We start from the raw sequence: 13103 nt of genomic DNA, 5'->3' as shown, positions 1-13103 counted from the left end.
AAATTTATCCGCCAGTGCCGAGTCCACCCACTTCAAGCAGTGAGTCGGCACTGGTGAGTGTGCCGGTAATGGCTGAGATGGTTTTGTTCCACGTGGTGATCGGTGCTTCTGTCACATAAAGCGTATCGCCATCCCGCACGACAAAGTCGCGCGCGACAAACATGCCGTTGGGCTGTGTCAGGTCCAAAACATAGACCAGACGCTGAGCGCCCTTGAGGTCAGAACGCCCCAAAACGTCATTGGAGACAAGCTCGGCTTCATTGCGGAAGATAAAGACGCCTGTTGGGTCACTGCTGGTTGTCAGCAGGCCGCCAACCTGCGCGATGGCTTCGATCGCAGACAGGTCCTTGGACGTGAAATTCACCCGGCTTTGGGTGCCGGTTGCGCCAAGTGCGGTAAAGGCACGGGTGTCTTCTTCGACCAGAATTCTGTCTCCGCCGCGCAATGCGATATCAAGCTGCGGGTTTTCATAGAGATCCTGAAACCAGATTTTGCCGGACTTTTCGCCGCGCAATACGGTGATCTGAGCGATTTCGGGCACGATGGTTACACCGCCAGCATTGGCCAGCATGGTCGACAACGTGCGGGTGGGGCGTTCAATTGGATACACCCCTTGCGCGCCAACGGTACCGATCAGCGACACGGTTGACCCGTCCCCGGCAGCGCGACGCACCTCGACCTGCGGATCAGGGGTTTGTTCTTCGAGCTTGGCAGAGATAATCCGCCGGATGCCTTCGGGGGAATTGCCTGCCGCGCGGATGCGACCTGCGTAGGGCACAAAGATAAATCCGGCGCCGTCTACCTGAACTTCTTCAAGCACGGCGGCCACTTGGCCTTCTGGACCCAAAAGCGGTTTATCGACGTTTTCCCAGATCGTTAGGGCCAGAATGTCGCCGGGTCGGATTGTATCTGATCCCAGTTGTCCGGCGTTTTGAAATTCATTGCTAAAGCCAAGCGCGGGCACCACGGCGGTGGCGCGCGTGACGCGATCATTCACCGCGACGATAAAAGCGTCGCCTTCACGCTGAACGGAGCCAGAGTAGATTTCGCGCTTGTTTGGGCCGGTTCGTGGGATAAGGCTGCACGAAGACACCGTGGCAACCAATGCCACGACAACGACGCACTTCGCCCATCGTGTTTGTAAGGGTTTCACTGCTCGGTCTCCTCGACCTATTTTTTTCTGCCTCAAGTTTTTCTAGCAAGTTACCGGAATCCGAACCAAAAATCCATAGCTAGACCTTGTGGTTGTTAGTTCACCAGACGCAACTGTTGCCTTGGAGCCGCTGTGCCTGTCTTCAGCGCATCGTAAGGATCATCGGGGGAAAGCATCATATCAACCACCTGGCGCATCAGCTGTCGGCGCCCACGGGCCGAGTAGAAACCGCCGGGCACCTGGCTGGTTTCCAGCAGATAGCGGCGATAGGTTTTATAAGCTTTGTTGTCCGGGCGGCTGGCGCCACCGAAAAAGTCGCGTAAGGGTTGAGTGCTGACAAATTCGGGCTGGCTATAGACCGCATCGCCAAACACCTTGATTGGAATGCCACGCCACAGAACCTGTTGAGCGGCGGTTGAGTTGACGGTCACGGCGGTGCGCGCGTCGTTCAAGAGCTGTGCCAGCTTGCCGCCACGTACATAATGCACGCGGTCCTGAACGCCCAGTTCGCGCGCCAGACGCGATATTTCGCGGCGCAGCGGGACACGGCCATCTTCCAGCGGGTGTGCCTTGAAAACAAGGTGATGATGCCTAGGGGCACCGGCGGCGAATTCTTCGATCACCAGTTTGAGAAAGTCGAACATACTGTCAAAGGGCGAATGCATCTGAAAGCTGCTGTCATGTTCCAGCTGAAGTAAGGCGAGGTGATAGGGGAATCCGCCAAACCGAATGCGCAGCGTGGCCAGACGGCGCTCGATAGCCTGAAACGGCATGAGCAACAGACGTTGTACGTAAAGTTGGAACTCACGCGTGACCGTCAACGCGCGGTGCGGACGGAAATTGCGGTATTTGCGATTCCAGAACATCACAAACCAATGATAAAGCGCGCCATAAAACACGTGCTGACGCATGTCGCCCCAATGGCCCGGCGGCAAAGGTGCCTCCATATCAGAGCCTTCAAGGGCGCTTTCCATCTGGGGGATGGTCATTTTCATCAACCGGGAGTGTCCGTTTGAGCCGCCCCGTTCATATGTGACCCAGTAGGGGCGCAGGTAGCCTTCTTCAAAGACATGTACGCCGATGCCAGCGGCGCGCGCGATTTCAACGGCCTGTGCGTGAATGGGACGGGTGTCGCCATAAAGCACAATATCGGTGATGCCCTTGTCCGAAAGGATGTCGCGGAACGTGTCGGGCCAGTCTTCGGGCGTGCCGGTAAAGGGGATATAGCTGCGTGTATCGCGCCAGAATGCCCGGTCGCCTGCATTAAAGCCAACCCGCCAGATTTCTGCGCCAGAGCGGCGCAACATGCGGGACAGCCCTGAAAAGAAGGGCCCATGCGGCCCTTGCAGGAACAGGAATACTCTATTTTCACCACTCGAATACGTCATTGTGCCAGTCTTTTAAGCGACGGTTTCCAAGCACCCTAGCGTTAACTTGCGTCAGAATTAAGGTGGCATATTGACGAACCGTGGCGGGTTGTCAGGGTGCGCTGACGCAGGTAGGTCTTGGGGCGCATTGAAATAGGAGACGCCTCGTGTTTACCGGCATAGTCACGGATATTGGGCAAGTTCGCGCGTTGGAACAGCGCGGCGATTTAAGGGCGCGTATCGGCACATCATATGACACAAACGGTATCGATATCGGTGCCTCAATTGCCTGTGACGGCGTGTGTCTGACAGTGATCGAGCTGGGCGAAGATTGGTTCGATGTCGAGATTTCGGCTGAGACCGTTTCCAAAACCAATATTGGCGACGATGGCTGGGCCGTGGGCAAGCGGCTGAATCTTGAGCGGGCGCTTAAGGTCGGTGACGAACTGGGTGGGCATATTGTGTCGGGCCATGTCGATGGTGTGGCCGAGGTCATTGCGATGGTGGACGAAGGGGATTCAACCCGTGTCACATTGCGCGCACCGGCCGGGCTGGCACGGTTCATTGCGCCCAAGGGATCGGTTGCGTTGAATGGCACGTCGCTGACTGTGAACGAGGTGGATGGGTGCGATTTTGGCATCAACTTTATCCCGCATACCAAAGAAGTGACGACCTGGGGTGATGCTGCTGTCGGGCATCGCATCAATCTGGAGATCGATACGCTGGCGCGTTATGTGGCGCGGTTGGCGGAGATGACGGATTAACCACATTTGAGCGGCCCAAAACCAGCGTCGGCGTCACGTCGGTATTACGTCGGTTTCATGTGGCTCACGCCAAATCCGCGATTGTTCATCAAGCTGAACAGGCTGTTCAGGTTTAACCAGCCTGGGCTGGCGCATTGATCTGTGCGTTCACGCGGTCAATCTCGGCCTCATACCATGCGATTGTGCCTGTTGGATCGGCGCGAAAAGCCTCGGCAAAGCTGACGGGGGCCTCGGTGCAGGCATCGTATTCTGTTGACCAGACCATCATTCCCAAAAACGCGGGCAGCAAGGCGCGCGCTTTGGCGGTGGGCAAGTAGCAGACCTTGCTTTTCTTTTGGTGGTCTACGTGGCGGGTCAGCATGCCGGTCTCTTCGAGCCTGACCAGTCGATTGGCCAACACATTGGTGGCGATGCCTTCGTCAGAGGCGAGAAAGTCGCCGTAATAGCGTTTGCCGTGCAACAGCACGTCGCGCAGCAGAACAAAGCTCCACTTGTCGCCAAAGATACCTGCCGCATAGCGCACGGGGCATCCGTTCCAGGGTGGTTTTCCGGATTTTGTCATGGCTCATGATATAGCGCGAAACTTTTCACTTGCAATTCACAAGTGGCAGCGCGCATATTTAACTTGCAAAAAGCAAGTGAAAGTTGGAGACGAACATGACCATACCTTTTGTCTGGTTTGACAACCTTGGCCCCGCGCGCAGTAAAACCACAGATTTCCTGAAAACCAATTTCGGCTGGTCGGATAACGATATTGGCCCGATGACATTTCTGACCAACGGCACCGGCGCGCCGTTTGCAGCGACATGTGACGCGATGCCGGGGGTGCAGGGATGGGTGCCCTATATTGAGGTCGACGATCTGAGCGAAGCCACGGCGCGTGCCACCCAAAACGGGGCCGAGATTGTGGCGCAGGATTTGCAGGGACCAGCCGGAGTGGCGACGTTCATCAAAGATCCCGGTGGCGCGGCGTTGGCGTTGTGGAAACGGGCAGAGGGCATGTGAGTGATGGGGCGGATATTGATCACAGTTCTGGGGTTCATGGTGGTGACTTTCGGGGTGCAGGGCGGATCGCATTTTGTGCTTGCCGTTGATCACTATGACACGATCAGCTTTATCCGGCCTGATCCCGTCTTGCCGATGGGGTTTGCGGCGATGATTGTTCAGGCGTCGATTATGGGTCTTGTTCTGACACGTCTTTGGCCCGAAGGAGTCACATTGAAGCAGGCGCTGTTGGTGTCGGCCTGTTTCGGGATGTTTCTGGCGTCGTATATTGTGCTGGCGGAACCTGCGAAATACGCGGCCCCTTCGATTGGCGCATGGATGGCCACCGAAGCGATGGCCAGCACCCTGCAATTCACCCTTTTTGGAGCCGTGCTTTGGCTGATTTTCCGCAGGCGAGACAGCCAATAGCGTTTGTTGAATAGATCGGGACGTGTGATCAACGCACGTCCCGGTCTGCGTTTTAAGCTTCGAATATTGCGAAAGAAGGTGTTGATGTGAGTAATAATGTCTCAAAACGGTGAAAATATTTGCAAATATTGAAAATCATTTCGAAATCTTGCTAACGTACTCTCACTGATTGGGAGGATTTCGCGTGGAGATTGTTCAGTTTACCGCCGAGATGGGCGTCGTGGTTGCCGTTTTGGCATTTACCGTATTTTTGTTTGTCTCTGAAATCATCCGGATTGATCTGGCTGCGATCCTGATCCTCGTGCTTATTGGTATCCTGAGCTATGTTCCGGGGCTGGAAAATGTTGCGGACGTAAATCAGCTTTTCAACGGGTTCGCGTCGAATGCGGTGATTTCAATTATTGCGGTGATGATTGTCGGGGCCGGGTTGGACAAAACCGGGCTGATGAACAAAGTCGCCGCCATAATCCTGAAACGCGGCGGCACCACTGAGGCACGGATTGTGCCGATTGTGTCCGGGACTGTGGGCGTGATTTCGAGCTTTCTGCAAAACGTCGGTGCGGCTGCGTTGTTTCTGCCTGTGGTCAGCCGGATTTCGACACGCTCTGGCATTCCGCTGAGCCGTCTTTTGATGCCGATGGGGTTTTGCGCCATTTTGGGCGGAACCATGACAATGGTCGGATCATCGCCGCTGATCCTGTTGAACGATTTGGTGGACACGGTGAATGCCGGGTTGGCGCCGGATCAGCAGATTGCGCCGTTTGGGTTATTTTCCGTGACGCCAATCGGCGCGGCGTTGGTGGTGTCTGGCATCGCTTATTTCCTGTTGCTGGGGCGCTGGGTTCTGCCGGGATCCGCCGAGAGCGATGGGGCCACGGGCGAAGGGCAGGGCACGTCAGCCTATCTGGAGCGGGTGCATGGATTGCGCGCGATTGTGTTTGAAGTGGATGTGCCGGGGAACAGCCCGTTGGTGGGTGAGATTCTGGCCGATATCAATCACGAGAATAACCTTTATGTCATTTCGACTTTTTACCGGGGCAAGTCGTCGATGATCCAGATTTTGACGGCCGAGATCGCCGCGCCCTGCCGGTTGGCTATCATCGGCAAAGGGTCGGTGGTGGCGGCATTTGCCGAAAAATACGGGTTGCGTGTGATGCCTGCGTTGGATGTGTTTGCCGAGGAGTTTGCGGCGACAAATGCCGGGGTGGCCGAACTGGTTGTCCCGCCGGATAGTGTGCTGTTGGGCAAGAGTCCGCGCGATTTGCTGTTGCGCAAAACCTATGGGCTGAGCCTGTTGGCGATCCATCGGCAGGAAGACGTGCTGAGCCATGTGCAGACTGATGATCATGAGTCGACACAGATTGGTCTGGTACCGTTTCAGGCCGGGGATATGTTGGTGGCGCACACCCGCTGGGACAACTTGATGCGGTTGCAACAAAACCGCGATTTCGTCGTGGTGACTTCGGATTTCCCGCAAGAAGAGCTGCGGCCCAAAAAGGTTGGCTGGGCGCTGGCGTTTTTTCTGGTGTCGCTGGCGATGATCCTGTTCACCGATGTACGGCTGTCTTTGTGTCTGCTGACCGGTGCGGTTGGCATGCTGCTGACCCGGGTTCTAACCATTGACGAAGCCTATCAGGCGGTGGGGTGGAACACCGTGTTTCTGTTGGCGAGCCTGATCCCGCTGGGGCAGGCGGTGCAGGATACCGGCACCGCGCAGTGGATCGCGCAGGGCATTATCGCATTGCTGGACGGGTGGCCAATATGGGCGTTACAGACCGGAGTGGCGATACTGGCCACGGCCTTTTCGCTGATGATGTCGAATGTGGGGGCGACGGTATTGTTGGTGCCGCTGGCGGTGTCTATCGCCGTGGCGGCAGGCGGAGACCCGGCGATATTTGCGCTGACCGTGGCCATCTCGACGTCAAATTCGTTTATCATCCCGACCCATCAGGTGAATGCGTTGATCATGGGGCCGGCGGGGTACAAGGTGGTGGATTTTGTCAAAACCGGGGGCTTGATGACCATCCTGTTTCTGGTGGTATCGATGGTGATGCTGAACATCGTGTTCTGAGTTTGCACATCACCACATGTCCCCGACGGTAAAGCCGCGCGGGAATGGATCGGTGGGATCAAGCGTGTAGTTTGACGTGCCATAGATCCAGCCCTGACCGGCAAGGGACGGGACAATTGCCTTGTATGGGCCAACCGTGGTTTCGCTGAGGATACGCCCGGTGAAAGTTGTGCCCATCGGGCCCGCGTTGACATAGTCCTGACCGGGTTTCAGCAGGCCGCGCGCGTGCAGCACCGCCATTTTGGCGCAGGTGCCGGTGCCACAGGGGCTGCGGTCCAGAATACCGCTGGCGTCCTGGGGGCGGGACGGATCAAAAGCACCGGTCGACAGTGTGATAGCGCCGCGCCCATGGGTGGCCGGATCGGTTGGTTGTGCCCAGAGGTTGGTAATCGTGGGCCCGCTGAGCGCGGGGTTGTCCGGATGCGACACCGGCAATTGGTCTGCGGCGGCATGGCGGATCGCCTCGGACACGCGCACGATCTCGGAGCCGTTATCAGGATGCAGCGACACGCCCAGCGTTTCCGCCTGTGCCAGCACAAAGAACATACCGCCCCATGCAATATCAACCGTGACCGATCCAATGCCGGGCACGTCAAGCGTGGCGTCCAGTTGCAGGGCAAAGGCAGGCACATTTTGGAAACAGACCGACGTGACCTTGCCATCCTTGCAAGTTGCCTGCACCTCGATCAGACCTGCCGGGGCCTCTAGGGTGAGGTGGGTGACGGGTTCGACCATGGGCAGGATGCCGGTTTCCAGCAGAACAGTTGTAACGCAGATCGCGTTGGACCCGGACATGGGCGGGTATTCGGTCTGTTCCATAATGATGAACCCCATGTCGGCATCCGGGTGGCACGGCGGCACAAGCGCGTTGCAGCACAGCGCAGGATTGCCACGGGGTTCTCGCAGCATCAGATGGCGGATGTCATCGTGATGGGTTTGCATATGCTGCATTTTTTCAAACACCGAGGCGCCAGGAAGATGCGGCAAACCGCCGGTGATGACGCGGCCGGGTTCGCCTTCGGCATGGGCTTCGACGGCGGTGATCATACGGGTGATGCGCATCTGTATTCTCCGGTGATGATGACGCGACGGTAAGATGGGTGTGCAATTGTTCAAAGCGGAAAATCTGGCCGGTAGCGCGTGAACGTGTCAGGACGGAGCCTGCAAAAATCACAGACACCATTCAAAGCTGCGCGCCATGGCTATCGGGCTGTGGCGTGTCGTGCTATCCAGCCGTATGAATGGATAGCTTTGGTTCGCCCGACGCTAGGGGATAAACAAGTCAGTAGGTGACGCTATGTCGGATAAGAAGCCCAAGCTGAGCGATATCTTTTACGTTCAATCCACTATTTTCATTCCGGTATGGCGGCGGGTTGTCGTTGTGGCCGCGTGTGCATTGTGGGCGATTATAGAGTTCGTGAATGGAAACACAGAGTGGGCCATCGGGTTCTGCGCAGTGACGGCGTTCTGCGCACATCAGTTCTTTATTGCGTTCGACCCAGTGGACAAAGAAGACTAGCAAACGTCCTGCCAGCTGGACCCTTGGGTCGCGCGCCGTGTGGATATTTGGCGCGCTTTTATGAGTGTCTTTTTGTTGCTGGGTATCGTGTGCATGATTTTTTTGCAAATCTATCGAATGGCGGCTTGGAGCCCATAATGTAGATTTCTGCGATATTTGTGGATGTCAGATAACAGTTATAAAGCCGACATTCCCCTGTTCAGGGTTGCTCATTTCTGCTTGTCGTCGGCTGATCGTGTGCTCAACAGTCGTTTTCCCCAAAGAATCGTAAGCTACTCAGCTTGAAGGGAGTCCAGCCTTTCGAAGACCTTCGAGCATTCGCTCTTTTGCTTGGCCGGTAAAAAGCGGAAAGGTCTTGTCGACGTAGTTCAAGGTGAATTCAGGCCGTAATCGTGAAATAATGGTGAGAACGTCTTCAACTTCGTCCCATTGCCCAAGGTGAGCCGACGCGGAGAGCACATAGAGGTGCACCCAACGCGGTTGGGGATAGGCCATCGCTTTGCGACCCCACTTCACAGTCTCGTCGAATTTGCCTTCAACCAACCTAATCATCGACTTCATCGCCAAAAACAGACCAATAAGAGTGTCCCGGGGGCTAAGACGAATTGCTTCATCAATCAGAATATTTGCCCGCTCAGTGTCACACAGATAGGCGAAATTTGTCGCTTGGAGGTGCATAGACCAAGCGAAACTGGGATTGAGTTCCAAGGCCCGATCAAATGCCGCAATCGAGCTTTCGTGATTCCGGCACGCGAAATGTAAAGCTCCAAGGGCGTGATGAGCGAAGGGTTCGCGCGGATCAATCGTGATCGCTCGTTCAGCATTCTCGAAAGCCAAGTCGAAATCGGCTTCGCGTTGGCCTTCAATAAATGCCCAGTACTCAGAAAATGCGCGGGCTGAACGTGCAAGCGCGAATTGCGGATCAAGCGCGATGGCTTGATCAAACAGGTCGGTAAATCCGACATTGCGCATCAATGCAGCGTCATTTCGAAGCCGGGACATACCCTTGTGATACAGCGTCCATGCCTCCAATTTGGTCGGATTTGCGCGTTCGGCATCCGCCTGTTCGACGTTTCCGACTTCATTCTCGACCATCGCGACCACAGTAGCGGTGATTTCGTCCTGAACATTGAAAATGTCATCAAGCTCGCGGTCAAAATTTTCAGCCCAAATCGACCAGCCATTCTGCGCATCCATCAATTGAGCGCCAACACGAACCATATTTTCTGACTTTCGGATCGAACCTGTGACCAGATATCGGACATCTAGTGCCTTTGCGATGGAGCCAGGATCAGACAGGTCTGCCGAGTAAGTAGCCGTTGTTGCGCTGGCAATCACTTGCATCCAGCGCACACGACTAAGCTTCATTACTAGGTCTTCGAGCATCCCCTCAGCAAAGAATTTCTGTTCAGGATCACTTGAAAGGTTTCGAAACGGCATGACAGCAATTGTGCAATTGTTCTGGCTTGGAACCTGCGCGGCTTGCTCCCGTTCAAGCTCTGCGACAAAGCGAAAGCCGCGCATCGGGATCGTCCGGATAACACGTTGCGTCCTTCCGTCGTCTCCTACAGCCTTCCGTACGGCATTTATCCGGCTCGTTATGGCGCCGTCCGACACCGATCGCCCTTGCCAAACCTTTTCAACGATTTCGTCCTTAGTCACCAATCGGTCTGGGTTCTCCGCCAGCATGACCAGTAACTCGAACACTTGAGGCTCCACCGAAATGTCCAACCCATCGCGGGTCAAGCGCATTGCATGGCGGTCTATCTCGACATTTGAAAATCGAATCGACGTCAAAGGGTCGGACCTTAAGAAATCTCTAGATGCTCATTAGCATTCTTCAGTTTTCCTTTAAGCACAAGCGATATCAGTTGCTATTCTTTGAAGGTCAAGTGGAAGGAGATTGAGATGACGATTTCAGTGATTGGCGCGGGTTTTGGGCGCACAGGCACAATGAGCCTTAAACTGGCTTTGGAACAGCTTGGGTTTGGACCATGCTACCACATGGAAGAGGTGTTCAAGAATTCACCACATCTGCCGGTATGGCACGAAGCCGTCGATGGATCTCTTCCCGATTGGGAAGTGTTTCTTGGCGATTATGGGTCGGTGGTTGACTGGCCCAGCACGCATTTCTGGCAAGAACTGTATGATGCGTTCCCAGGTTCCAAAGTCATACTGCCATTGCGATCGGCCGAAAGCTGGTGGGAAAGCTATTCTGCAACGATCATGAAGTTTTTGCGGATCGTCCTGAGCGATCCGTCCAATCCGGCTTTTTCCCAATCCGAACTGTGCCGCAAGATGATCGGCGAACAGTGCTTTGGGTCGCATTACGAAGATCGCGATGCCGCCATTGCAGCTTATGAGCAGCGGGCAAAGGATGTCCGAGCTCATGTGTCGCCAGATCGCCTTTTAGAATACAAACTTGGTTCGGGTTGGGAGCTTATCTGTGATTTTCTCGATGTCCCAATCCCAGCATCGCCCTTTCCGCGTTCCAACCAACGCGATGAATTCTTTGCCAACTTTGATCCGAAAGCAGGCGCCACTTAAGCTCTCTCGAACACAGAGCACTGAGTACTTTTGAAAGACTTCAACAAAGCTGCCGTTCAATCTGAACTCCGCTACGGCAACTTTGTCCCGCATATGCGACCTTCATCTAAGGCTCCCTTCTTTGCATGATGCTGCACTACAGTAGCCGTGAAGCCAAGGTCGGGTCAGAGCCCAAAATAACTGATGCTGCGCGGTGGATGAATGTCTGCTTCAAAGAAGGCGGTCTTGCCAAGACACTGAACTTCGACAACGATGTTAACAAACAGTTTCAAGGAGCTTGCTCAACATGTTTTCAATTTATGCTTTGACTTGGCTCGGCGTTCTCGCGGCACAAATTTCTCCCGGTCCAAACCTCGCCGCTGTTGCATCGGTTGGACTGGCACAGGGACGACGACCCGCGCTATTCGTGGTGACTGGTATTGCTTCGGGAATGCTTGTTTGGTCAATGGCCACAGCTTTGGGGCTTGGTGTACTGATTGAAGCGTTTCCGCTGTCGTTTTTGCTCCTGAGGTTTTTGGGTGGTAGCTACCTCCTGTTTCTCGGCATCAAGGCAGCACGCGCGACTTGGAAAGGTGGAGCCAACACAACATTTGCACCGGATGCCCGACCGCTGACCGACGGCCTTGCGTGGCGTCGTGGCGTTCTGGTTCTGCTCACTAATCCCAAAGCGGCCTTGATGTGGGCTGCGGTCGCATCTTTCCTGTTTGGTCAAGGCCTAAGCGCGTGTCACGTCCTCGCATTTGGTCCAATGGGTGCATTGTCAGGGCTAGTTATTTACGGAGTTTACGCTTGGCTGTTCTCGACCGGTGTGGCGATGCGTGGCTACACCCGTTTCGCACGATTGTTTGAAGGTGTTTTTGCTGCGGCGTTTGGAGCAATGGGTGCGAGCCTAATTTGGGCGGGAGTGCGAGAGGCACGTAATTGATAACCCTCAGCATAACCGGACATTCGATTGTTCAGAAACGATGGCCGGTTTGTCCGCACAGCAGACTTTGACTCCCGGAGGCAGAATGGGACCTGAAGGCGCGGGAATGCGTATTTCCACAGTGTGTGTTCGTTTATCGCGCAGTTTGTAGCGCAGGCGGTACTGGCATTCGGGGGGGGCATGGTCTATCTGAGCCATAACACTGGCCGGAGATGTGTCCATGTCTTTTGAAAAACCGGGTCCCGTTGAGCAATCCTTGCGCGATGCGATCAGCCCGATTGAAGAAATCATCGAAGATGCGCGTCACGGGCGCATGTATATTCTTGTGGATCACGAGGATCGCGAAAACGAAGGCGATCTGATCATTCCCGCAGAATTTGCGGATGCGGCGGCGGTGAATTTCATGGCCACGCATGGGCGCGGGCTGATCTGTTTGCCAATGACAGCCGAGCGGATCGACCGGTTGGGATTGCCGATGATGGCGGTCAATAATTCGTCGCGCCACGAAACCGCCTTTACAGTGTCGATTGAGGCCCGCGAAGGGGTCAGCACCGGGATTTCCGCGGGCGACCGGGCCTTGACGATTTCCACAGCGATCAACGAACAGAACACGATGGCGCATCTGGCCACGCCGGGGCATGTGTTCCCGCTGCGGGCCAAGCGTGGTGGCGTGTTGGTGCGCGCCGGGCACACCGAGGCATCCGTAGACATTTCGCGGTTGGCAGGGCTGAACCCAAGCGCGGTGATCTGTGAGATCATGAACGAAGATGGCACCATGTCGCGCCTGCCGGAACTGATCCAGATGGCTAAGGTACATGGGCTTAAGATCGGCACCATCAGTGACCTGATCGCCTATCGTTCCCGCAATGATAACGAAGTCGTGGAGACATCCCGCGAGACGGTGCAGTCCGAGTATGGTGGCGATTGGGATATGCGGATTTTTACCGATCAAATCCACGGTGTTGAGCATGTGGTGATGATCAAGGGTGATATTTCGACGCCGGAGCCTGTTTTGGTGCGCACCCATGCGCTGCATGAGGCCAGCGACGTGTTGGGGCTAGGTCCGAAACCAGCGCAGGAATTGCCACGCGCCATGCAGCGGATCGCCGAAGAAGGGCGCGGTGCTGTGTGTTTGTTCCGCGAGCCGCGTCATAGCCTTTATGCCGATGACGAAGAGGGGCCGCGCATTGTGAAACGCACCGGGTTGGGCGCACAGATTCTGTCGGACCTTGGCTGTCGTGAACTGGTGCTGCTGACCGACTCGCCCGAGACCCGGTATCTTGGGCTGGATGCCTATGGGCTTAGCATTGTGGGCACACGCCCGATCCTGACGGAGGACTGAAC

General features: G+C 55.5%; 13 protein-coding genes. 8 read left to right on the top strand and 5 right to left on the bottom strand.

Annotated features, from left to right (window positions below):
- Positions 1-4 precede the first annotated feature (4 nt).
- Positions 5-1153 (bottom strand): polysaccharide biosynthesis/export family protein, encoded by a 1149-nt coding sequence (locus ABJI08_RS17775; protein ID WP_348403194.1) that lies wholly within the window; start codon positions 1151-1153, stop codon positions 5-7.
- A gap of 95 nt (positions 1154-1248) precedes the next feature.
- Positions 1249-2541 (bottom strand): capsular biosynthesis protein, encoded by a 1293-nt coding sequence (locus ABJI08_RS17770; protein WP_348403193.1) that lies wholly within the window; start codon positions 2539-2541, stop codon positions 1249-1251.
- A gap of 146 nt (positions 2542-2687) precedes the next feature.
- Here ABJI08_RS17770 and ABJI08_RS17765 point away from each other — a divergent pair, with 146 nt between their 5' ends.
- Positions 2688-3284, top strand: coding sequence for a riboflavin synthase (locus ABJI08_RS17765; RefSeq protein WP_348403192.1), 597 nt, complete (start codon positions 2688-2690; stop codon positions 3282-3284).
- A gap of 112 nt (positions 3285-3396) precedes the next feature.
- On the opposite strand, the gene ABJI08_RS17760 is transcribed toward ABJI08_RS17765, so the two are convergent.
- A complete protein-coding gene (locus ABJI08_RS17760) occupies positions 3397-3846 on the bottom strand; it encodes a helix-turn-helix domain-containing protein (RefSeq protein ID WP_348403191.1) in 450 nt (149 codons plus the stop codon).
- 95 nt (positions 3847-3941) lie between these two features.
- Between ABJI08_RS17760 and ABJI08_RS17755 the strand changes: the two genes are divergently transcribed.
- The 3 genes from ABJI08_RS17755 (at position 3942) to ABJI08_RS17745 (ending at position 6768) form a co-directional block, all read left to right on the top strand.
- The gene (locus ABJI08_RS17755; protein WP_348403190.1) at positions 3942-4289 is read left to right on the top strand and encodes a hypothetical protein; all 348 of its coding nucleotides are present in this window, start codon (positions 3942-3944) and stop codon (positions 4287-4289) included.
- Positions 4290-4292: 3 nt separating this feature from the next.
- Positions 4293-4697, top strand: coding sequence for a hypothetical protein (locus ABJI08_RS17750; RefSeq protein WP_348403189.1), 405 nt, complete (start codon positions 4293-4295; stop codon positions 4695-4697).
- Between the two features lie 184 nt (positions 4698-4881).
- Positions 4882-6768 (top strand): SLC13 family permease, encoded by a 1887-nt coding sequence (locus ABJI08_RS17745; RefSeq protein ID WP_348403188.1) that lies wholly within the window; start codon positions 4882-4884, stop codon positions 6766-6768.
- A 9-nt stretch (positions 6769-6777) separates the two neighbouring features.
- On the opposite strand, the gene ABJI08_RS17740 is transcribed toward ABJI08_RS17745, so the two are convergent.
- Complete coding sequence (locus ABJI08_RS17740) at positions 6778-7830, bottom strand: proline racemase family protein (RefSeq protein WP_348403187.1); 1053 nt, start codon at positions 7828-7830, stop codon at positions 6778-6780.
- Positions 7831-8065: 235 nt separating this feature from the next.
- Here ABJI08_RS17740 and ABJI08_RS17735 point away from each other — a divergent pair, with 235 nt between their 5' ends.
- On the top strand, positions 8066-8287 hold the full coding sequence (locus ABJI08_RS17735; RefSeq protein ID WP_348403186.1) for a hypothetical protein: 222 nt from the start codon (positions 8066-8068) through the stop codon (positions 8285-8287).
- Positions 8288-8563: 276 nt separating this feature from the next.
- Here the strand turns inward: ABJI08_RS17735 and ABJI08_RS17730 are convergent, their stop codons facing one another.
- Complete coding sequence (locus ABJI08_RS17730; protein WP_348403185.1) at positions 8564-10039, bottom strand: winged helix-turn-helix domain-containing protein; 1476 nt, start codon at positions 10037-10039, stop codon at positions 8564-8566.
- A 156-nt stretch (positions 10040-10195) separates the two neighbouring features.
- Here ABJI08_RS17730 and ABJI08_RS17725 point away from each other — a divergent pair, with 156 nt between their 5' ends.
- The 3 genes from ABJI08_RS17725 (at position 10196) to ribB (ending at position 13101) form a co-directional block, all read left to right on the top strand.
- A complete protein-coding gene (locus tag ABJI08_RS17725) occupies positions 10196-10834 on the top strand; it encodes a sulfotransferase family protein (RefSeq protein ID WP_348403184.1) in 639 nt (212 codons plus the stop codon).
- A gap of 286 nt (positions 10835-11120) precedes the next feature.
- A complete protein-coding gene (locus ABJI08_RS17720) occupies positions 11121-11759 on the top strand; it encodes a LysE family translocator (protein ID WP_348403183.1) in 639 nt (212 codons plus the stop codon).
- A 220-nt stretch (positions 11760-11979) separates the two neighbouring features.
- Positions 11980-13101, top strand: coding sequence for a 3,4-dihydroxy-2-butanone-4-phosphate synthase (ribB, locus tag ABJI08_RS17715; RefSeq protein WP_348403182.1), 1122 nt, complete (start codon positions 11980-11982; stop codon positions 13099-13101).
- The last annotated feature ends 2 nt before the right edge of the window (positions 13102-13103 follow it).

The organism is Shimia sp., from assembly GCF_039969785.1.
GTDB lineage: Bacteria > Pseudomonadota > Alphaproteobacteria > Rhodobacterales > Rhodobacteraceae > Shimia.
This window is presented reverse-complemented; position numbering and strand designations above follow the sequence as displayed.